This window comes from Ferrovibrio sp., assembly GCF_025869515.1.
In the GTDB taxonomy this organism is placed as follows: domain Bacteria; phylum Pseudomonadota; class Alphaproteobacteria; order Ferrovibrionales; family Ferrovibrionaceae; genus Ferrovibrio.
The window spans coordinates 127,092-148,683 of record NZ_JAOZVR010000091.1 but is presented as its reverse complement, the minus strand read 5'-3'; the positions used below and the strand labels follow the sequence as shown (position 1 = coordinate 148,683).

The window sequence follows — 21,592 nt, the reverse complement described above, 5'->3', positions numbered from 1 at the left end:
GATGAGCAGCCGCAAGGACAAGCAGGATGGGGGCCCGGCGCAGAAGCCGCTGCTGGAGGTACGCGGCCTTGCAGCCGGCTATGGCGCCATTCCGATCCTGCACGGGCTGGATTTCGCGGTACAGCCGGGTGAGACGGTGGGCGTGCTGGGCCATAACGGCATGGGCAAGTCGACGCTGCTGAAAACCCTGATGGGCTATAACCGCTCAACCGGGGGGCAGGTTTTCTTCGCCGGCGAAGACATCACGCGGCTGTCGCCACATGCGCGCAACCGGCTGGGTATCGGCTATGTGCCGCAGGGCCGCGGCATTTTTCCCGACCTCACGGCGCTGGAAAACCTGCGCATGGCGCTGCCGGGCACGGACGAGGGTCCGATCGACCAGATCGTCGAGGAAATTCCACGCCTGGAGCGCCTGCTGGATCGCCGCGGCGGCAGCCTGAGCGGCGGTGAACAGCAGTTGCTTGCCCTGGCCCGCTGCCTGGTCGGCAATCCGAAGCTGGCCCTGCTGGACGAACCGACCGAAGGCATCCAGCCATCGATCATCAAGGAAATCGCCGCGCTGCTGAAAGACCTGGTCAAGGCGCGTGGCCTGACCGTGCTGCTGGTCGAGCAGAATCTGGATTTCATCGCACGTCTGTCCGACCGCGTGTTGATCCTGCAGAAGGGCCGCATCACCGGCGAGGTGAAAGGCAGCGAAATCCACAGTGCCGCCGTCATTGAGGAATTCGCCGGTTTCGGCCGCAGCGCCGCCGTGCGGCCTGCCGGCCAGCCGCAGCCGGCAGCGGCGCCGGCCGCAGCCCTCGCAACGATGCCGGCCGCGCAACGGCCGCTGTCGACCGCGACACCGACCGGTGGATCTGCCTTCGCAATGCCAGCCAGTGCATTTTCCCATGCGCCGCTGCAGCGCCCGTTGCCGGCCAGCCCGGCCGCGACGCCCAAGCCCGTTTTCAACACCCCCGCAAGGATGAATTACATGACCGTCAAACGCCCGACCGAATCGCAGCTGCGCGATATCGTCGCCGAATTCGGCATGACCATGAGCGGCGATACGCTGCGCACTTTTCTCGCCCTGATGGAAGGCACCATTCAGGCCTATGACGTGGTCGATGCTCTGCCGGATTTCCTGCCGCCGGTGGATTATCCGCGCACGCCGGGCTACCGGCCCCAGCCGGCCGAGAATCCGATGAATGCCTGGTATGTGAAAGCGGAAGTGCGTGGCGCGCCGCGCGGCCCGCTGGCCGGCAAGAAGGTGGTGCTGAAGGATAACATCTGCCTCGCCGGCGTGCCGATGATGAACGGCGCCTCCACGCTGGAAGGCTATGTGCCCGATGTCGATGCCACGGTGGTGACGCGCATCCTCGATGCCGGCGGGACCATCGTCGGCAAGGCCCATTGCGAGTATTTCTGCCTCTCCGGTGGCAGCCACACCAATGCCACCGGCCCGGTGCACAATCCATGGAAGATGGGCTATTCGGCCGGCGGTTCGTCGTCGGGCTGCGGTGCCCTGGTGGGAGCCGGCGAGGTCGAGATGGCGATGGGTGGCGACCAGGGCGGCTCGATCCGCATGCCGGGCTCGCTCTGCGGCATCTACGGCATGAAGCCGACCCATGGCCTGGTTCCCTATACCGGCATCATGCCGATCGAGATCACGATCGATCATACCGGGCCGATGACCCGCACCGTGGCCGATAATGCGCTGCTGCTGGAGGTGACCGCCGGCGAGGACGGGCTCGATCCGCGTCAGTATGCGCCGAAGGTGGATAAATACACCGCCGCGCTCGGCCGCGGCGTGAAGGGCATGCGCATCGGCGTGGTGAAGGAAAGCTTCACCGTACCCGGCATGCAGGATGACGTGGTGCAGAAAGTGCGCGCCGCCGCCGAGCGCTATCGCGAACTGGGCGCGCAGGTGGAGGAAATCTCCATTCCGATGCACAGCCTGGGCACCGCGATCTGGACCCCGATTGCGCTGGAGGGCCTGACCGACCTGATGATGAACGGCAACGGGTTCGGCACCAACTGGAAGGGGCTGTATGTCACCAGCCTGCTGGATGCCCATGCCAACTGGCGCAGCCGGTCCGACGAACTGTCAGACAGCCTGAAGATCTCGATGTTCCTCGGCCAGTATTTCCTCAAGCACTACCGGGGACATTACTATGCCAAGGCGCAGAACCTCGCCCGGCAGTTGAAGCTGGCCTATGACGCCGCTCTCGACCGCTGCGACCTGCTGCTGATGCCGACTCTGCCGATGAAGGCGCAACCGCTGCCGCCGCCGGGCAGCTCCATTGAGTTGATCATCCAGCGCGCCTTCGAAATCCTGCCCAATACGGCGCCTTTCGATGTCACCGGCCATCCGTCAATGACGGTGCCCTGCGGCCTGAGCGAAGGTCTGCCGATCGGCCTGATGCTGACGGCCAAACATTGGCGCGAAAGTACGATCTATCAGGCAGCCCACGCTTTCGAACAGGTCGACGACTGGCGTAACATGTAGGCGTCGGTAAAAACGACGGGAGGAAACCATGCGCCTCACAGAGGCCTATACCCGCGGCGATACCGCGGAACCGCTGTTGCGTCTCACCGTGCATGGCCTGCTGCAGCAAGCCGTCGAGCGCCATGGCGCGCGCGATGCACTGGTGGTGCGCCACCAGGGAATCCGCTGGACTTATTACGACCTCGCCCGCGCCGTCGATGCGCTGGCGGCCGGACTGCTGGCCAGCGGTTTGCAGAAGGGCGATCGCATCGGCATCTGGTCGCCCAACCGCGTCGAATGGGTGGTGACACAGTTCGCCACCGCGCGCATCGGCCTGATCCTGGTCAACATCAATCCGGCCTACCGGATTTCCGAACTGGAATTCGCCCTCAACAAGGTGCAGGCCAAGGCGCTGATCGTCGCGCCGCGTTTCAAGACCAGCGACTATATCGGCATGCTGCAGGCACTGGCGCCCGAAATGGCCGGCCAGACGCCGGGGCAGCTGCAGCTCGGCCGGCTGCCGCATCTGCGCAACATTATTCTCCTGGGTGACGGCAGCACGCCGGGCATGCAGCGCTACGACGAATTGCTCGGCCTGGCCGGCCCGGCCCAGTATGAACGGCTCGACCTGATCGCCGCCGGACTCGACCCGGATGACGCGATCAACATCCAGTTCACCAGCGGCACGACCGGCCTGCCCAAGGGCGCGACGCTGACCCACTACAACATCGTCAACAACGGCCATTTCACCGCCCGGCGGATGAACTTTTCAGCACATGACCGGCTCTGTATCCCGGTGCCGCTGTATCACTGTTTCGGAATGGTGCTGTCCAACCTGGCCTGTGTCAGCCAGGGCGCCTGCATGGTGTTTCCGGGCGAGGGTTTCGATGCCCGCGAGGTGTTGGAAACCGTGCAGGCCGAGCGCTGCACCGCTCTGCATGGCGTGCCGACCATGTTCATTGCCGAACTGGATCATGCCGATTTCGCCAAATACGACCTGTCGAGCCTGCGCACCGGCATCATGGCCGGCGCGCCCTGCCCGATCGAGGTGATGAAGCGGGTGATCCGCGACATGGGCATGCGCGAGGTGACCATCGCCTATGGCATGACCGAGACCAGTCCGGTCTCGTTCCAGAGCGGTGTGGACGATCCGCTGGAGCGCCGCGTCTCCACCGTGGGGCGTATCCATCCGCATGTCGAGGTCAAGATCGTCGGCGAGCGTGGCGAGACGCTGCGGCCGGGCGAGAAGGGTGAATTGTGCACCCGGGGCTATTCGGTGATGCGCGGCTACTGGGACGAGCCGGCGAAGACCGCCGAGGCGGTGGATTCCGCCGGCTGGATGCATACCGGTGATCTGGCGGTGCTGGACGAATCCGGCTACTGCAACATCGTCGGCCGGGTCAAGGACATGGTGATCCGTGGCGGCGAGAACCTGTTCCCGCGCGAGATCGAGGAATATCTGTTCCGCCATCCGAATGTGCAGGATGTACAGGTTTTCGGCATCCCGGATGCGAAATACGGCGAAGAGCTGTGTGCCTGGATCGTGGTCAGGCCGGGGCACCGGCTCAGCGAGGAGGATATCCGCGGCTTCTGTCAGGGACAGATCGCGCACCAGAAAATCCCGCGCTATATTCGCTTCGTCGACTCATTCCCGGTCACCGCCACAGGCAAGGCGCAGAAATTCGTCATGCGCAAGGCGATGATCGATGAACTGGGATTGAAGGAGGCCGCGACAGCCTGACCCCCCTGAGCTGACTCACCGAGCCGGAGCTTGCCCTGATGCCGATTGATATCCGCCCCGATGACGCGCTGATCGTGATCGATGTGCAGAATGACTTCTGCCCCGGCGGCGCCCTGGCGGTTCCCGATGGCGACGCCGTGGTGGCGCCGATCAACCGGCTGATCGGGCAGTTCCGGCATGTGATCCTGACGCAGGACTGGCATCCGGCCGGTCACCGCTCCTTTGCCTCCACGCATCCCGGTCATAAGCCTTTCGAAACCATCGCCTGGACCTACGGGCCGCAGACCCTGTGGCCCGATCATTGTCTGCAGGGCAGCGCCGGCGCCGATTTCCATCCGGCGCTGAAGATCGACACGGCCGAGCTGGTGATCCGCAAGGGCTTCCGCAGCGGGATCGACTCCTATTCGGCTTTCATGGAAAACGACAAGGCGACACGGACCGGCCTGACCGGATATCTGCGCGAGCGCCGGCTCAACCGCCTGTTCTTCTGCGGGCTGGCGCTGGATTTCTGTGTCGGCTGGTCGGCGCTCGATGGCCGGCGCGACAGCTTTCCGGCTTTCCTGGTTGAAGATGCCAGCCGCGCCATCGACCTCGACGGCAGCCGGGCTGCCATGCTGGCTGATCTCGGTCGTGCCGATGTGGCCGTGGTACAGAGCGGCGCTTTTTCGGGTTGAATAGGGCAGTTCCTCCGGGTGGTGTGCAGCTGTCGATTATCTTGATGAATCCATTGGATTATATTCTTCTGGAGCCGCCCCGAGGTTTGGCGTTACCGTTGTGACAGTTTGGCGTCCTGCCGGAGCCGGGCGCCTGAGTCACCCCAAGGGTTTTGCAATGACCGTGGATATGTCGCTGACCGACCTGGAGCAACACTGGGGGATTCGGTCGCGCGGGAATCTGATCGCCCTGCCGGAAACCGGCGCTTCGATGTTCCGCTGGACGCATGAGAATGAGCCCGGCGACTTCAAATTCCGACCGGTGCGCCACAATCATTATCTGCTGTCGCTGATTCTGCAGCCAATGCAGGCCAAGGCCTGGGCTGGCCGGCAGCAGATCTGGTCCGGTCCGATCGCCAAGCATACGGTTCGCATTGTTCACCCCGACGACGAGAACCGCTGGCTCAGCCCGGGCGGCTTCGATCTGCTGCACATCATGATCCCCCGCACCACCATCGCGCATATGTTCGGGCAGGAGGGCGATGACGGAGCACATACCGTGCGTTTCAACGACCCGCTCTATTCTCCCGATGAAATGATCTGCCAGATCGGCCGGCAAATGCTCAGCATCCTCGATCAGGATGGGCCTTTCGTGAAGGATATCGCCGATGGGCTCTGCCACGCCCTGATCGCCTATATCCTGCGCCGCTATATGATGGGGACCGGCCAGGTGACCGCGGCGGTATCGAGCCGGGCCCAGATGCGCCGCGTGCTCGACATGGTGGCCGCCAATCTGGCGAAAGAGATCACGCTCGAACAGATGGCGGAGGCGGCCGGCATGAGCCCGTTCCATTTCTCGCGTGAATTCAGAAAATCGGTCGGGACGTCACCGCATCGCTATATCGTCGATCGTCGCATCGACCGCGCAAAAAAGCTGCTGAGCGACCAGAATTTGAGCATCCTCGAAGTGTCGCTGGAATGCGGTTTCAAGGACGCGTCGCATTTCTCCCGGGTCTTTCGCTCGGCGGTCGGTATGACGCCGCGAGACTATCGTGTCGCAAACTGATTTCACCCGTATTCAATAAAAAGCAAGAATCGGCCAATCGCCGCAAGGAACGGCGAGAAAAACGCAACGGCCGTCACTAGGCTCCTTTCAAAAGCCCGCTCAAACGGGCGTGCAGGGGTTTTGGCAATGCGTAGCGTAAGATCGGACAATCCAGCGAGGGCGCCCCTGGCACCCGCAACAGATGCCGGACAGGTCTGATATGACCGCGCCGCTGCTGCAGGTCCGCGGATTGAAGCGCAGCTTTTACGGCATCCATGCCGTCAACGGCCTCGATCTGGATGTTTCCGAAGGCACGATCACGGCGCTGATCGGCCCGAACGGTGCCGGCAAGACCACGGCGTTTCAGTGCATCAGCGGTGTTGTGCGCCCCGATTCCGGCAGCGTGATTTTCGCGGGGCAGGAGATTGCCGGCTGCGCCCCGAATGTGATCAGCCAGGCAGGGCTGCTGCGGACGTTCCAGATCGCACGCGGCATCTCGCGTCTGTCGGTGCTTGAGAATCTTCTGCTGTATGCGCAGGAACAGCCGGATGAAGCGATCCTGTCGGCGTTGTTGCGCCGGGGCAGGCAGGCGGAAGAGGCAGCGCTGGAGCGTGCCTGGCAGATCGTGCGTAAACTCAATCTGCTGCGCGTGGCCAACAATCCGGCCGGCGCGCTGTCCGGAGGGCAGAAAAAACTGCTGGAGATCGGCCGCGCCCTGATGGCCGAGCCCCGCATGATCATGTTGGATGAGCCGATGGCCGGCGTGAATCCCACGTTAAGCGGCGAGATTGCCGAACATATCGTCAGGCTGCGCGAAGAGGGCGTCACCTTCCTGATGATCGAGCATCATATGGAAATGGTCTCGAAATTCTGCGACCCGGTCATTGTGATGGCCGAGGGGCGCCGTCTGGCCCAAGGCGCGTTCAAGGATATTGCCGAGAACGAGCAGGTGCAGGATGCCTATATGGGGCGTCGGCGATGGGCATAATGGAAGCCAGAGCAGTTGTCTGCGGTTACGGCGCCGCCGACGAAATCCTCAAGGGTGCCGACCTTGCCGTAGCAAAAGGCGAGATGGTTGCCATTGTCGGCCCGAACGGCGCGGGCAAGTCCACCCTGCTGAAGTCGATTGCCGGCATGCTGCGGCTGAAATCCGGCGCCATCCTGTTCAAGGACCGGGAAATCCAGGATTGCTCCACGCGCGAGCGGGCGCAGATCGGCATCGCCTTCGTGCCGCAGGAAGCCAATATCTTCCCGACCATGACAGTGCGGGAGAATCTCGAAATGGGAGGCTTCATTGCCCCCGGTCTTGTTGTCGAGCGCACGCAGTCGATCTTCGCACGGTTTCCGATACTGGCGGAGAAGAGCAAGCAGCAGGCGCGCACGCTTTCCGGCGGTCAACGGCAGATTCTTGCTATGGCCATGGCGCTGATGGTCGATCCTGAGCTGCTGCTGCTCGACGAACCTTCAGCCGGCCTGTCGCCCAAGGCCGCCGATGCGCTGTTCGACGAGATCGTTGCCATTCATGCCAGTGGCACATCGATCGCCATGGTCGAGCAGAATGCCTACGAGGCCCTGATGATCGCTGATCGCGGCGTTGTCCTGGTGGACGGCCGCAGCGTGCGCACCGGGCCCGCTAGAGAACTTGCCGCCGACCGCGAGGTTCGCCGGCTTTTCCTCGGAGCTTAACCGACCATGAAACAGGGGGAGTACCGCATATGAAACTGACCCGTCGTGCCGTGTTATCTGCCGGTGTTGCGATGCCGTTCATCGGCCGCACCGCCTTCGCACAAAGCAACACCATCGCCATCGGTGCCCTGACGCCGCAAACCGGCGCTGGCGGTTCCTATGGCCCGTCTATGGTCAAGACCATCCGGGCGGTTGTCGACGAGGTCAATGCTGCCGGTGGTGTGCTTGGCCGCAAGATCGAGCTGATTTCGGAGAACGATGAAACCAGTCCCGAGGCCGGCGTGCGCGCCGCCCGCAAGCTGATCGACGTGAACAAGGTGAGCGCCATCCTCGGCACCTGGGCCAGTTCGGTGACCACCGCCGTGGCGCCGCTGTGCTGGGAAAACAAGGTGATGCTGTTCACCGTCTCCGGCGCCGACAGCATCACGCAGCTGCCGCATCAGGGCTTTATCATTCGTACCCAGCCGACCAGCAAGCTGCAGAGCACCCGCATTGCCGAATTCCTGCTCAGCCGCGGTGCCAAACGCACCTTCGTGATGTCGGCCCAGACGCCCTTTGCCGTCAGCGGCTTCAACACGGTCAGCGAGGTGCTGACCGCTGCCAAGACCGAGGTGCTCGGTCATGTCATTTACGACCCGGCCAAGGCGACTTTCCGGTCCGAGCTGGAACAGGCGATCAAGACCAAACCGGATACCATCTTCTTCAACAGCTACACGCCGGACCTGACGACCTTGCTGCGCGAGCTGTATCGGCTGGGTTACGAAGGCCGCAAGCACACCATGGCTTATGCCGCCAATGCCAAACTGCTCGAAGCCCTGCCGGCCGAGGTGACCGAGGGCCTGACCAGCATGGCACCATCCCCCGATGTCGACAGTCCGGTCTACAAGAAGGTCCGCGATATCCTCGGCACCTCCGACCCGGATCCCTATTCCTGCCAGACGTACGACCATATCACCATGGCGCTGCTCGCCATCGCCAGGGCCGGCGAATCCTCCGGCCCGGCGATTCATGGCGCCGTACGCAAGATCAGCCAGGGGACCGGCACCAAGATCAGTTCCGCCGTCGAAGGCCTGAAGCTGATCGCGCAGAAGACCGAGGTGAATTACGAAGGCGCCTCCGGGCCCTGCGACTTTGCCGATACTGGTGACATCATCACCTGCAAGTTCCGCTTCGACGTTGCCGAGGCCGGCAAAAACCGCCTGCTGGGAATTTCGTAACCGATGGAGCTTGTCCAGATTCTGGTGAACGGGTTGATGGCCGGGACGCTGCTGGCGATCCCGGCCATCGGCTTCACCACGATTTTTGCCGTGCTCAGATTTCCGAATTTCGCCGTCGGTGGCCTGATGGCCATCGGCGCCTATACCGGTCTGGTCGCCAACACCATGGGGGGACTGCCGTTGCTGGCAACCCTTCCCATCGCTTTCATGGTGGCCGGCCTGATCGGGGTCGGCTCGGACAAGCTGATGATCAGCGGATTACGCCCGTCCGGGCCGCTGGCCGCGGCCATCGGCACGATCGCGCTTGGCCTGTTGCTGGAGAACGCCCTGCGCTTCGTTTTCGGCAATGAATTCCGCACCTTCAATATTCCGCCGGTGCGCGACTGGCGGTTCGGCGACCTGCGCGTGCCGCCGCATCAGGTCGAAAATGCGACCTATGCGCTGGTCATCATGGCGGTGCTGTTCTGTTTCCTGATGTTTACCCGTTCGGGCAAGATGATGCGCGCCGTCGCCGACAATCCGGCTCTTGCAGGCCTGAAGGGCATCAACGCGGTCCGCACCACCGATATGGCGACGTTCCTAGGCATGGGACTTGCCGGCATCGGCGGCGTGCTGATCGGGCTGGATGTCGCCATAGATCCGCTGATCGGCACCCGCACGATGCTGGCCGTCTTTGCCGCGGCTGTGGTTGGCGGCCTGGGCAGTATCCCCGGCGCCGTGCTGGGCGCTTTCATCATCGGCTTGGGCGAGGAACTGGCGCTGCTCGCCGTGGCGCCGACCTATCGCACTGCCGTCGGCTTCCTGGCCATCCTGCTGATCCTGTCGTTCCGCCCGCGCGGCCTGCTCGGGGAGCGCCGTTACTGATGGAAAACTATCTGATTGCCATGACGGTGTTCGCCGGGATTTACGCCATCATGGCGCTTGGTATGAATCTGATCTGGGGCCTTGGCGGTATGGTCAATCTCGGCCTGGCCGGCTTTTATGCGGTCGGAGCCTATACCAGCGCCCTCGTCACGACCAAACTAGGATTGCCGATCTATCTCGCCGTTCCGCTAGCCGTGCTGGTCAGTGCACTGGTCGGCGTCATTGTCGCTGTGATCACCGCCCGTCTGCAGGGCGATTATCTCGCCATCGTAACGCTTGGCCTGGCCGAACTCGTGCGGCTGACCGCCAGCAACGAGATCTGGCTGACCAATGGCACCGACGGTATCAGCGGCGTGCCCGGCCCCTGGCGCGGCGTGCTGTCGCCCACCGCCTTCAACAGCCTCTACCTGGGTATCGTACTCTGCATCATTGCAGTTCTTTTCCTGGTGCTGTCCAGGCTGGCGGCCAGTCCTTTCGGGCGCGTGCTGCGTGCCATCCGGGAAGACGAGATGATTGCCGCCGTTGCCGGAAAGAACGTGCTGTCGTTCAAGATACGCACCTTTGCCGTTGGCTGCGGTCTGGTCGGCCTGGCTGGCGCACTGTTTGCACATTACAGCTCCTATGTCGCGCCCGATGTCTTCCAGTCGATCGTCACCATCCATGTGATCCTGGCAGTCGCTGTCGGTGGCGTCGGCAACATGCGCGGCGCCCTGCTAGGTGCTGTGATTGTGATCGCTCTCGGTGAGGCCACGCGCTTCCTCGCCGGCAGCCTTGATTTCATTGCCCCGAGCCAGGCGGCGGCCGTACGCGAAAGCCTGATCGCCCTGTTCCTGATCGTGGTTCTGAATGTCCGCAAGCAGGGACTGTTACCCGAAAAAACACCAGTCTATTCGGAGGAGAAACGATGAGTTTGCGTACAGTATTGTCCGCCTTCGATGCGGCCGATCAGCCGGCCGCGCTGTATGCCGCGATCAGCGATGCCCTGGCGGCAGCGCCCGGCTTCAGGCTGTTCACCATCCTGATCTGCCAGTATGAAAAGCAGGTCACCCAGCGGATTTTTACCAGCAACCCGCAGGCCTATCCGGTCGGCGGCACCAAGCCGATGGCCTCCAGCCCGTGGTCCGACCGCATCATCGAGCGCGGCGAAATCTATATCGGGCGCACGCGCGAGGACATCAAAACTGCCTTCTTCGACTATGAGTTGATCTGGTCACTTGGCTGCGAAAGCGTCATTAACGTCCCCATCCGCTGGCGCGGCAGGACACTGGGGACGTTCAACCTGCTGCATCAGGCCAATTATTATGCCGAGGCCCATGAGGAGAGTGTCCGTCTCATGGCCGAGCTCTCGATTCCGGCCGTCAATCTCAGCATCGAAAGGATTTCGTAATGACGTTCCTGTCCCATGCCGTTCGTGATTCCCGTCTCGATGCGATGCGCAAGCTGATGGATCGTCTGCGCTTTGATGCTTTGATTTTCACGGCTGCCGATTTCTTCCAGTATGCGACGAATTTCCATGTCGATGTTCAGCCATGGGAGCGCCCCATCATGGTAGTGGTGCCGCGTGAAGGTAAACCGCGTGCCATCATGAACGAACTGTCGACCCATCATATGATGATGGCGCAGGAGCGTGGCCATGTCTGGCTCGACGAGATCGATTTCTATGCCGAGCATCCCAAGGTGGCCGATCGCCAGTATCTGCTGCCGCAATTGCCGGAAATTGCAGTCGAGCTTTTGAAGCGCACGGGCCTGTCGGCTTCCCGCATCGGGGTGGATGGCACGCCGGGCTTCCTGGCTCGCGCGGCAGCCGCCTTGCCCGATATGAAGCTGGTACCCTGTCTGGGCGACATGCGCTCGCTGCGCTGGGTCAAGCATGCCGAGGAAATCGAAGTCATGCGTCAGGCCAGCGCGCTGTCTGACTGGGTACAGGAACGTTATCGGGAAAATATTCGCCCGGGGCGGCTGGTGCAGGAACTTGACTACCAGATGGCCAGCCTGATGGTCTCGGAAGGCGCCAAGCGCTTCCCGGGGGCAAATCTGGAAGTGCTGCGTTGCTGGACGTTGAGCGGACCGGCCTCGGCTTCGCCGCATGGCGACGGCGCCTCCTGCGGGGCCAAAATCAGCAAAGGGGATGTGCTGGTCAACATCGTGATTCCGCGCCTGAATGGTATCGTGATCGAGAATGAGCGCACCTGGTTTGCCGGCGCGCCCTCGGCGGACCAGCGCAAATTCTACGAGGTGGCCCGCGCCGCCAACGAGGCGGCGACCGGTGCAGCGATCACCGGAAAGGCAGTCTCAAGCATCGATGCGGCTGCCCAGTATGTGATCGAGAAAGCCGGCTGCAGTCAGTATATCCGGCACCGCACCGGTCACGGCATGGGCATCCTGGGGCATGAATATCCCGATGACATGGCATTCAATCATCGTGCCTTGCTCAAGGACGAGGTCTACTCGGCCGAGCCGGGCATTTATGTTTATGGCCTGGGCGGGTTCAGACTCGACGATACGGTGGTGGTCGGCGCGCAGCCCGAGATCCTGACCAAATCGCCGCGCAATATTGAAAACCAGATCATCAACTGAGAGATATGCTGACTGTCCGGACCGGATATGGCGTGATGGCGATGGAGCTGCCCCGATGATGGCGGTTGCGCGTCGCACGCTGTTTCGCGGCTGGGTGCTGCTGGCCTATATGGTCATCTTCGCGCCGGTAGTGATGATCGTGACGATCAGTTTCTTCCAGCAGGAAATCGTCAGCTTCCCACCCGATGGACTGACCCTGCGCTGGTATTGGAATGCCTGGCAGCGGCCGGAATTCGCCCGCGGTTTTGTCTCCAGCCTGCAGATTGCCGCACTGGCGACGCTGATCGGCGTGCCGATCGGCACGGCTGCGGCGTTGGCACTGGTGCGTTCGCCACTGCCGGGCCGCGGCGCATTCAACAGCCTGCTGCTGGGGCCGCTGGCGGTGCCGGGTGTCGTCTGCGGCGCCGCGCTGTATATGTTTTATGTCCGCGCCGAGAATTTCCTGGATCAGGATATCACGGCCACGCTGGGCGGCCTGATCGCGGCGCATACGTTATTGACGATCCCCTGGACCGTGCGCCTGGTTGCGGCGAGCCTCCAGGGACTGGATCGCGCGGCGGAAGAGGCGGCGGCCAATCTGGGGGCGCGGCCGTTCACCGTGTTCCGGCGCATCACGCTGCCGATGATGCGGCCCGGGATTGTTGCGGCGTCGATGTTCTCCTTCATCCAGAGTTTCGAGAATCTTGATCTGACCATGCTGCTGGTCGGGCCCGGTCGCAGCACGTTGCCAGTCGCGATGCTGAGTTATCTCGAATTCCGCATCGATCCCACGCTCGCGGCGGTGGCGACGGTGCAGATTCTGCTGGTCGGTATCCTGATGGCGGTGACCGACCGCTTTGTAAAATTGTCACGGGTAATCTGATGGCGCAGTTGAAGCTCAGCAATCTGGCGAAGCATTTTGGCGCCGCGGTGGCCGTCGAGCATGTCGATCTCGAGGTACGGGATGGCGAGCTGGTCGCGCTGCTCGGTCCGTCCGGCTGCGGCAAGACCACGACACTGCGCATGGTTGCCGGTTTCGTGGAGCCGACTGCCGGACAGATTTTGATCGGTGGCAAGGATGTCACCCATGCGCCGCCTTATGCCCGCGATACCGGCATGGTTTTCCAGTCCTATGCGCTATTCCCGCATATGTCTGTCGCTCAGAATGTCGCTTTCGGCCTGGAGATGCGCCGGATGGGGCGGGCTGAACGCGAGCAGGGGGTTCTGGAAGCCCTGAAACTGGTCAAACTGGATCATCTGGCCGAGCGGCTGCCGCGTGAGCTGTCCGGCGGTCAGCAGCAGCGCGTGGCGCTGGCACGGGCTCTGGCTGTCAATCCTTCGGTCTTTCTGCTGGACGAGCCGCTGTCGAACCTGGATGCCAAACTGCGCTCTGAGGTTCGACTGCAGATCAGGTCGCTGCAGCAGCGCCTTGGGTTGACGACGCTGATCGTGACGCATGACCAGGAGGAAGCTCTGACCATGGCGGATCGCCTGGTGGTGATGGATCGCGGCAAAGTGCTGCAGGTCGGCACCGCCGAAGAACTTTATGAACGGCCGGCCAATGCTTTCGTGGCGGGTTTTGTCGGGCGCTGCAACCTGATCTCCGGCTTTGTCGATCCGGGTGGAGTGTTTCGCACCGACTGGGGCGGGGAATTCGCGGTACCGCAGGAAAGTGCGCCAGGTAAGGCGATCTTCGCGCTGCGCCCTGAACGCGTCGCGCTGCGACCCGGCACAGGGCATGGAATCCCGGGCCGGATTTCCGCCATCACCTACCTTGGATCGCTGTCGGAATACCATGTCGATGTTTCCGGCAACAGCTTCCTCGTTTCCATGCCGCCACCGCCAAACGACAGTCCGCTGCGATGCCTGAAGATCGGCGATCAGGTCAGCCTGACCTGGGATGTCGCCGCCGTACGACTGCTGCCTTTCGAACCAAGTTCCAACCAGGGAGAAGAGCCATGACGATTACCCGTCGCACCATGCTGACCACCGGCGCCGCCGCGATGGCGGCCTATACAGCCGGGCTGCCCGGTGTTCGCGCCCAGTCCAGTCAGGTCGTTGTCGGTACCTGGGGTGGCGACTACGGCCAGCTGCTCGGCGATCTGATCGACAAGCCGATCATGAAGACCAAGGGCGGTATCGAGGTCCTGCAGGACATTGCCAATGCCGATCCGCGTAAGACCAAGCTGCTGGCCGAGAAGCAGAGCCGCCGTGGCACAATGGATGTCGCCTGTCTGTCGGACAGCGACATGTATCTGACGGCACAGCAGGACCTGTTCGAGCCGGTCACCGCCGACAAAGTCAGCCGCATGAACGCGGTCTTCCCGAACCTGCAGAAGGCATATGCCATCCCGCATATCTATTCGGCGCAGGTGGTGCTCTATAACCCGAACAAGGTAAATCCGGCGCCGAAAGGGTTTGCCGATCTCTGGGATCCGAAATGGCGGGGCCGGGTTGGCTTCTCCGACATTCTCTACAGTGCAAATACCGTGGCGGCGGCCCTGGCGGGCGGCGGCAGTCTGAGCAATTACGGGCCGTCGCAGAAGAAGCTCATGGAACTGCGCTCGCTGGATGCCAAAATCTATCCCTCCAACGAGGCTCTGGCGGCGGCGCTGAAATCGGAAGAGGTCTGGATCACGGTGATGTGGCTTGCGCGCGGCTTCATGTGGAAGAAAGCCGGCATCCCGCTGGAGCATGTGGTGCCTTCGGAAGGTGCGCCGGCGATCGTCTTCGAAGCATCGATCCCGAAGAATTCCCGGAACAAGGACAACGCCTTCAAATACCTGAATGCGATGCTCGAACCGCAGGCACAGATCGCCTTCGCCGACAAGATGGGTTATGTGCCGACCGTCAAGGATGCCGCCCTGCCGCCGGACCTGGCCAAGCAGATCAACCTGAATGAGGCGGAACGCGCTCGCCTGCTGCAGCCGGATTACGATTATGCGGTCAAAAATAATGCCGCGATTCTCGATTTCTGGAACAAGCAGTTCAAGGCGTAAATCATGGCGGTGCTCATCGTTCCGGCCAGCCTTCTTGTGCTTGGGTTGCTGGTTGCGCCTATGCTGCTGATGCTGCGCATATCGCTCAACCAGTTCAGTCCGACGCAGATGATGATCGAGGCGATGAGCGCCGACAATTATATCCGGGCCGTCACCGACCCGTATTATCAGCAGGTTCTGGGGACGACACTCGGCATCGCCCTGCTTTGTACATTGCTGACGCTGATCCTCGGTTTCCCTGCCGCCTATTGGTTGGCACGCATCGAAAGCCGCTGGAAAAGCCTGATCACCATCCTGACCCTGTTTCCGCTGCTGGTGGGTAATGTGGTGCGTTCAGCCGGCTGGATGGCGTTGCTGGGGAACGACGGCCTGATCAACGCCACGCTACTGTGGCTCGGCATCATCAGTGCGCCGCTGAAGCTGATGTATACGCCACAGGCGGTTGTCATCGGCATCATTGCCGTGGTCCTGCCATACATGATCCTGACGCTTGCCTCAGTGATCGAGAGTATTCCCCGGAGCGTGGAGGAGGCGGCGGCGAACTTAGGTGCCCGGCCGGGTACGGTCTTCCGCCGTGTTGTGCTGCCGCTGGCGCTGCCTGGCGTGGCGGCCGGTTCCATTCTGGTTTTCGTGCTGTGCATGAACACCTATGCCACGGCGATCCTGCTCGGCGGCCCGCAGTTCAAGATGATGGCGCCGGCTGTCTATGACCAGTTCATCCGGGCCAACAACTGGCCGTTCGGGGCGACGCTGGCTTTCATTCTGCTGGCCATAACCATGATCTTCACCATCGTCGGCAGCATCGGTATTGCCCGGCGCTACAAGCGGTAATTTTCAGTACGATCGCATGAAGGAAGACGACATGACCTCCATTCTGTTCTCAGACGCCGCCCTGTTCGACGGCGAAACGCCGCAGCTGAAACCCGGCATGCATGTCCTGGTCGAAGGCGACCGTATCAAGGAAGTCTCCGACAAGCCGATCACCAAGCCGGCCGGAGCCCAGGAGATCAAGCTGAACGGCAAGGCCCTGCTGCCAGGCCTGATCGATGCCCATTTTCATGCCGTTCTGGTCGAGGCCAACCTGGGGAAGCTTGGGGGAATGCCGAAAAGCCTGCTGGGGCAGCATGCGCGCGCCATGCTGGAGGCTGCCATGCAGCGCGGCTTCACCACGGTGCGGGATGCCGGCGGCGCAGATTATGGCCTGGCAATGGCGACCGAAGTCGGGCTCATTGCCGGTCCGCGGCTGTTTTTCGCCGGCCGTGTGTTGAGCCCAACCGGTGGCCACGGCGACAGCCGCGGCCTTGAAGAAGCCTCCTGCGCCTGCTGCAGCAATGCCGGCGCTTTCAGCCATATTGCCGACGGCGTTGACGAGGTGCGCAAGGCGGCACGCGAAGAACTACGCCGGGGTGCTACCCAGATCAAGATCATGGCTTCCGGCGGTGTCGCCTCACCGTCTGATCCGATTTATGTGCTGCAGTATTCAGAGGAGGAAATCCGCACCGCAGTGTGGGAGGCCCAGTCCTGGCGGCGCTATGTAATGGCGCATGCTTACACGCCGGAAGCCATCCGCAGGGCAGCGGATTTCGGGGTGCGTACCATCGAACATGCCAATCTGATCGACGAGCCGACCGCGCAATTCTGTACCGAGCGCGGTACCTACGTCGTGCCGACTCTGGTCACGTACGATGCGTTGGACAAATACGGCCGCGCCCAGGGTTTGCCGGAAGTCTCGATCCAGAAACTGAAGGTCGTACGGGAGGCCGGACTGAAGTCGCTTGAAATCCTCAAGCGGGCGAAGACCAGGGTCGGTTTCGGCACCGACCTGATCGGCGGCATGCATCCGCATCAGAGCGGCGAGTTTGTCATCCGTGCCAATGTCCTGTCGCCATTCGAGATCCTGCGCAGCGCGACGGTCATGAATGCGGAAATCCTTCAGATGCAGGACGAACTCGGTTGCATCAAGGTTGGCGCTCTGGCGGATATGATTGTCGTGAATGGTGATCCGCTGAAGGATATTGCGCTGCTGGATGGCCAGGGTGAAAATATCCCGGTCATCGTGAAGGGTGGCAAGTTTTACAAGAGTGTAGCCTAGGATTCCCGGCGCCGTCGTAGCCAATCTGGCGGGCACTCGCTGTCTGCAAGCCCTGCCGCGGCTCGATGATTGTCGGCGGCAGGGCGAACAGCCGTTAGATTCAGGCGCCGGTTTGCAGCAGGCGGGCCTCGGATCGCGACCGGCCGATGATCTGGATACCAAAAGGCAAGCCATCGTGGGAGAAGCCAACCGGGACAGCCGGCGCCGGGCAGGCGAGCAATGGTGTGATCGTCGTAATAGCGATCCAGTCGATATAGGTGTCCTGCCGCACGCCGGCGATCTCCTGCGGCAGCGCTATCCCGATCTGCCGGTGGTAATCGATCATAGTGCCAAGCCGAAGTTGCGGGCTTGGCGCAACGATGCCGATGCGCTGGCCGTCTGGGTCAGGCATTTGCGCAACCTGGCGCGGTATCCGCAGGTCTGGTGCAAACTGTCGGGCCTGCTCACCGAGGCGGGTCCGCACTGGCAGGCGGCTGGATATCTGCTGCCGGCCATGCGCATCCTGCTGGAACTTTTCGGCCCGTCGCGCCTGCTCTGCGGCAGCGACTGGCCGGTGATGACCCTGGCTGGTCGTTATGACCAGCGGATTGCGCTCAGCGATCGGGTTCTTGCCAACCTTACGATGGACAAAAAAAGATCAGGTCTTTGGCCAGAATGCACTTAGGTTCTATCGGATCGAGACGATCAAAACGACCGCCGGATGACTGCTGTCCCCAGAGGGCGGGGTCCCGGGCCCGGAAGTAATTGTTGGGATAATTCTGGTGTGGATGGGGTAACGCACCCTCTGGCTTCCGCAATCTCCTTCTGCTATGCCCGTTCTCATCATGTCGCCGGCGCGAGCCCGTGCCCAGTTGCAGCGCTATCGGAAGGCTTTCCCATGCTCGATACTGTCCTCAGTGTTGTGAATCGCGTCCTGTCGCCGCTCGGGGCCAAGCTGGAAAGTACCCGTCCGAAGCCGGCCGTGACCAATGCGGTCGCCACCCGCTTCCTGCTGCTGGCAGACATGTTTCGCGAGATCAAGGGAGTAGAAGGTTGCGTGGTTGAGTGCGGGGTGGCGTATGGCCGGGGCCTTTCCTACCTCAGCTTCCTCACCCAGAACGAAGGCAGTGACCGGATCATCTACGGGTTCGATACATTCGCCGGTTATCCCAGCGTTTCGGACCGCGACCAGCCAAAGGACGCCAAGTTCATTCCGCCGCAGGTCGGCGGTCTGCGGGTTCCGATGTCGGAAACGCTTCGGTTTATCCGCGCGTCAGGTATCTCCCAGGAATTCATCGACAAGCAGGTCAGACTTGTTGAGGGTGATGTAACGAAAACCTCGAAACAATACGACGGCCCGCCGATCGCGCTGCTCATTACCGAGATGGATCTTTATTCCGGCAACAAGGCAGCGCTGGAAAATTTCCTGCCGCATATGGCAAAGGGTGGCATTATCCTGCCGCTGAATTACGGTCATGCCGCCAACAAATTTCCGGGCGGACATGAGGCTGTGGGTGAAGTCTTCGGCGATAAGGCGAAGGATTTCCGCCTGCATTCCTGGACCGGCAAGCGGTATTACGTCCATAGCTAGGCCCAGGCTTAGCCAAGCCCGGGTACAAGGTCGTTTACGCCAAGTTCAGGTCAGCGCGCTCTTCACAATAGCTGCAATCTCGTCCTGCTGGTCGTCAGACAGGTATGGATGCATGGGCAGGCTGACGACTTCGCGTGACAGACGCTCCGATACGGGCAGTCCGTCCGGGCTGGCGGGATACTGGCGGTAACCGGCCTGTTTGTGCAGCGGGATCGGGTAGTAGATATTGACCGGAATATCCCGTGCCCGGCAGGCGGCGATGATGCGGTCTCTCGCCGCTGATCGCACCGTGTATTGCGCCCAGGCGGACCGCAGGCCTTGTGGAATTTTCGGAACTACAAGCGCAGGCGCCAGCAGCTTCAGCAATGTATCGTAACGGGCGGCGACCCGTTCGCGGGTCATCAATTCGTCCCGGAAAATGCGCAGCTTCTCCAGCAGGATTGCGGCCTGCAGCGTGTCGAGGCGACTGTTGAGGCCAATGCGCACATTGTCGTACTTATCTTCACCTTTGCCGTGAAAACGCAGCGATCGCAACAGGTCGGCGCGGGCAGCATCGGCAGTGAAGATGGCGCCGCCATCCCCGTAGCATCCGAGCGGCTTGGCTGGAAAGAAGCTGGTGGTGGTGTAATCCGCCAGGTCGCCGACCATGCGGTTGTGATACTGCCCACCAAAGCTTTGCGCGGCATCGGCGACCAGCAGCATTGCATGCTGCTGTGCAATGGCATGCAGACGATTGTAATCGGCGGGCAAACCGAACAGGTCGACGGCCAGGATTGCCCTGGGTCGCAGGCCACGTTGACGGGCATCGGTGATCGCGACCTCCAATGCATCGGGGTCTATGGCGAAATCATCAAGGCCGACGTCAACGAAATAGGGCGTGGCACCACGCAGAACCGTGGCCTCAGCCGTGGCGACAAATGTAAAGGACGGCATAAAGACAGCATCGCCCTCGCCGATCTGCTCGGCCATCATGACCAGTGTGATGGCGTCGGTGCCATTTGCGCAGGTTATGGTCTCTGCAGCGCCACAGAAAGCGGACAGTTGTCGCTCCAGTTCGACCACTTCCGGTCCCATGATGAAGATGCCGTGGTCGAGGACGCGGGTCAGGGCCTCGTCGATACGACTGCCAAGACGCTGTCTCTGGGCTTGCAGATCGACAAATGCAACGGGCGCAACGGTCATGAAATTTCTTCTAACCTGTCAGGAGATACTTGGCGATACCGCCGGCCTTCGATGGGGCATGTCAGGTCGGGGCCGAGCTTGACACCAGCATGTGACATCCAGCCTATCCGACGTGCGGGCACGCCGGCCATCATGGCAAAATCGGGTACATCCGACGTGATAACGGCGCCGGCGGCGATGAAGCAGTAGGCCCCCAAGGTATTGCCGCAGACAATTGTCGCATTGGCGCCGATCGAGGCGCCGCGTTTGACCAGGGTATGGCGGAACTCGTTCTTGCGCTCGATATGGGCACGCGGATTGTTGACGTTCGTGAACACACAGGATGGCCCACAAAAAACGCCATCTTCCAGAGTCACGCCTTTGTAGAGCGAAACGTTGTTCTGGATCTTGCAGTTGTCGCCGACCTGCACGTCGGGGCCGATCATCACATTCTGGCCTATCACGACGTTTCGGCCGATCTGGACCCGGCTGAGGATATGGCTGAAATGCCATATACTGCTGTCTGTGCCAATCGTAACGCCGGAATCTATCCATGCTGTCGGATGCACCGTGGCGCCGGTGACGCTGGCCCGCATGTTGCCGGATGCAACGGGATGATGTGCTCTGGTTTCGCTCCGGATCGCTTCCAGTGTGTAGGCGATATCCAGGCCCGGGTCGGGCACGCCTTTTCTGAACGCGGTGAGTGCTGCAACATAACGGTTCTGTGGCGGGGTCGGCGTCGTGCTAGTCCTGCCGGCGGCTGATTCGAACGTCACCATCTCATTGTCCCAGGTGATGCGGCCGCCATCCCCGACCATGGTTATGCATTCACGGCGTCGGGGGTGTTGCGCGGAGACGAGAAGCTGGGCGGTGCAGGCGGGATAGCGCAGGTTCACGCTTAGGATATCGGTTGATGGTGTGGCATCGACGGTCAAGTTTGGGCAGGGTGCAGCGATCAGGGCCGCCAGAATGGCCAGGCCTTCGCCGACCTCATCCCAGACATTCAGGTCCTTGCCGTATCTTTCGATCCGCAAGCTGCGGAGGGTCCCGAAGCCATCAGCGAGAAACGGGGCCAGGGTTGAAGACGCATTGACGCCGCTGGCCGGCAGGCATGTCAGCCGCCGGTCGGATTGCCGCCCGAGCGCATCCAAGGCCACGGCTTCGACCAAGCTGTCGGCGGCGATCCCAAGGCAAATCACAGATTTACCGGATTGTAGTGCCTGTCTGATCAGGGCGGGGCGTTCCGGCAGCGGTGCTGCAATCACGGCGAGGGTCGCCGCATCCCAAGTCGCTGCAGCCCCCTCCTCTATTGCCAGGGCCGGGGCGGTCCAGTGATCGCCGGGAACAACGGCCCAATTTTTATCTAATCTTGTCGAGTGCAGCATGTTTCGATGATTGATGCGTCATATTAAGATTGGGTATGTCTTGGCAATTAAAAACAGGGGTAGCCCGCCGGCCCAAGTCCTGGACACCCGAAGTCCGGCCAGTACTGCCAATCAAACGGCATCTCCCTGAACGGATAAGGGCAATTGCAGTCCAAT

Annotated in this window: 21 protein-coding genes; 18 read left to right on the top strand and 3 right to left on the bottom strand. The window is 61.7% G+C overall.

The features are described from left to right. Position 1 precedes the first annotated feature (1 nt). From OJJ21_RS15365 to OJJ21_RS15290, 16 genes are all read left to right on the top strand, one after another. Entirely contained in the window at positions 2–2,488 is a 2,487-nt protein-coding gene (locus OJJ21_RS15365) for an amidase (RefSeq protein ID WP_297687465.1), read from the top strand. A gap of 28 nt (positions 2,489–2,516) precedes the next feature. Beyond that, a complete protein-coding gene (locus OJJ21_RS15360) occupies positions 2,517–4,208 on the top strand; it encodes an AMP-binding protein (RefSeq protein WP_297687464.1) in 1,692 nt (563 codons plus the stop codon). A gap of 38 nt (positions 4,209–4,246) precedes the next feature. Then, entirely contained in the window at positions 4,247–4,882 is a 636-nt protein-coding gene (gene pncA / locus OJJ21_RS15355) for a bifunctional nicotinamidase/pyrazinamidase (RefSeq protein ID WP_297687463.1), read from the top strand. 157 nt (positions 4,883–5,039) lie between these two features. Next, positions 5,040–5,927, top strand: a complete 888-nt coding sequence (locus OJJ21_RS15350) for an AraC family transcriptional regulator (RefSeq protein ID WP_297687462.1) — start codon at positions 5,040–5,042, stop codon at positions 5,925–5,927. A 199-nt stretch (positions 5,928–6,126) separates the two neighbouring features. Further along, on the top strand, positions 6,127–6,894 hold the full coding sequence (locus OJJ21_RS15345; RefSeq protein WP_297687461.1) for an ABC transporter ATP-binding protein: 768 nt from the start codon (positions 6,127–6,129) through the stop codon (positions 6,892–6,894). Next, on the top strand, positions 6,894–7,592 hold the full coding sequence (locus OJJ21_RS15340; RefSeq protein ID WP_297687460.1) for an ABC transporter ATP-binding protein: 699 nt from the start codon (positions 6,894–6,896) through the stop codon (positions 7,590–7,592). Before OJJ21_RS15345 ends, OJJ21_RS15340 begins: the two co-directional genes overlap by 1 nt. Positions 7,593–7,621: 29 nt before the next feature. After that, on the top strand, positions 7,622–8,809 hold the full coding sequence (locus OJJ21_RS15335) for an ABC transporter substrate-binding protein (protein WP_297687459.1): 1,188 nt from the start codon (positions 7,622–7,624) through the stop codon (positions 8,807–8,809). Between the two features lie 3 nt (positions 8,810–8,812). Then, a complete protein-coding gene (locus tag OJJ21_RS15330; protein WP_297687458.1) occupies positions 8,813–9,673 on the top strand; it encodes a branched-chain amino acid ABC transporter permease in 861 nt (286 codons plus the stop codon). After that, positions 9,673–10,581 (top strand): branched-chain amino acid ABC transporter permease, encoded by a 909-nt coding sequence (locus OJJ21_RS15325; protein WP_297687457.1) that lies wholly within the window; start codon positions 9,673–9,675, stop codon positions 10,579–10,581. Before OJJ21_RS15330 ends, OJJ21_RS15325 begins: the two co-directional genes overlap by 1 nt. Beyond that, the gene (locus OJJ21_RS15320; protein WP_297687456.1) at positions 10,578–11,060 is read left to right on the top strand and encodes a GAF domain-containing protein; all 483 of its coding nucleotides are present in this window, start codon (positions 10,578–10,580) and stop codon (positions 11,058–11,060) included. The genes OJJ21_RS15325 and OJJ21_RS15320 overlap by 4 nt, the downstream gene beginning before the upstream one ends. Then, the gene (locus tag OJJ21_RS15315) at positions 11,060–12,250 is read left to right on the top strand and encodes a Xaa-Pro peptidase family protein (protein ID WP_297687455.1); all 1,191 of its coding nucleotides are present in this window, start codon (positions 11,060–11,062) and stop codon (positions 12,248–12,250) included. Before OJJ21_RS15320 ends, OJJ21_RS15315 begins: the two co-directional genes overlap by 1 nt. A gap of 55 nt (positions 12,251–12,305) precedes the next feature. Then, a complete protein-coding gene (locus OJJ21_RS15310) occupies positions 12,306–13,112 on the top strand; it encodes an ABC transporter permease (RefSeq protein ID WP_297687454.1) in 807 nt (268 codons plus the stop codon). Next, positions 13,112–14,191: an ABC transporter ATP-binding protein gene (locus tag OJJ21_RS15305; protein ID WP_297687453.1), complete on the top strand. Its 1,080-nt coding sequence runs from the start codon at positions 13,112–13,114 to the stop codon at positions 14,189–14,191. The genes OJJ21_RS15310 and OJJ21_RS15305 overlap by 1 nt, the downstream gene beginning before the upstream one ends. Beyond that, positions 14,188–15,228 (top strand): extracellular solute-binding protein, encoded by a 1,041-nt coding sequence (locus OJJ21_RS15300; protein ID WP_297687452.1) that lies wholly within the window; start codon positions 14,188–14,190, stop codon positions 15,226–15,228. The genes OJJ21_RS15305 and OJJ21_RS15300 overlap by 4 nt, the downstream gene beginning before the upstream one ends. Before the next feature lie 3 nt (positions 15,229–15,231). Next, positions 15,232–16,059: an ABC transporter permease gene (locus OJJ21_RS15295; protein WP_297687451.1), complete on the top strand. Its 828-nt coding sequence runs from the start codon at positions 15,232–15,234 to the stop codon at positions 16,057–16,059. Between the two features lie 31 nt (positions 16,060–16,090). After that, complete coding sequence (locus tag OJJ21_RS15290; protein ID WP_297687450.1) at positions 16,091–17,320, top strand: amidohydrolase family protein; 1,230 nt, start codon at positions 16,091–16,093, stop codon at positions 17,318–17,320. A gap of 100 nt (positions 17,321–17,420) precedes the next feature. On the opposite strand, the gene OJJ21_RS15285 is transcribed toward OJJ21_RS15290, so the two are convergent. Further along, on the bottom strand, positions 17,421–17,645 hold the full coding sequence (locus OJJ21_RS15285) for an amidase family protein (RefSeq protein WP_297687449.1): 225 nt from the start codon (positions 17,643–17,645) through the stop codon (positions 17,421–17,423). On the opposite strand from OJJ21_RS15285, the gene OJJ21_RS15280 reads away from it, so the two are divergent. Continuing rightward, entirely contained in the window at positions 17,631–17,984 is a 354-nt protein-coding gene (locus OJJ21_RS15280) for an amidohydrolase family protein (protein ID WP_297687448.1), read from the top strand. The two genes, OJJ21_RS15285 and OJJ21_RS15280, sit on opposite strands and share 15 nt — an antisense overlap. 213 nt (positions 17,985–18,197) lie before the next feature. After that, the gene (locus OJJ21_RS15275; RefSeq protein ID WP_297687447.1) at positions 18,198–18,890 is read left to right on the top strand and encodes a TylF/MycF/NovP-related O-methyltransferase; all 693 of its coding nucleotides are present in this window, start codon (positions 18,198–18,200) and stop codon (positions 18,888–18,890) included. Positions 18,891–18,935: 45 nt separating this feature from the next. On the opposite strand, the gene OJJ21_RS15270 is transcribed toward OJJ21_RS15275, so the two are convergent. Further along, positions 18,936–20,072: a DegT/DnrJ/EryC1/StrS family aminotransferase gene (locus OJJ21_RS15270; protein ID WP_297687446.1), complete on the bottom strand. Its 1,137-nt coding sequence runs from the start codon at positions 20,070–20,072 to the stop codon at positions 18,936–18,938. Beyond that, the gene (locus tag OJJ21_RS15265) at positions 20,069–21,436 is read right to left on the bottom strand and encodes a DapH/DapD/GlmU-related protein (protein WP_297687445.1); all 1,368 of its coding nucleotides are present in this window, start codon (positions 21,434–21,436) and stop codon (positions 20,069–20,071) included. Before OJJ21_RS15265 ends, OJJ21_RS15270 begins: the two co-directional genes overlap by 4 nt. Positions 21,437–21,592 lie beyond the last annotated feature (156 nt).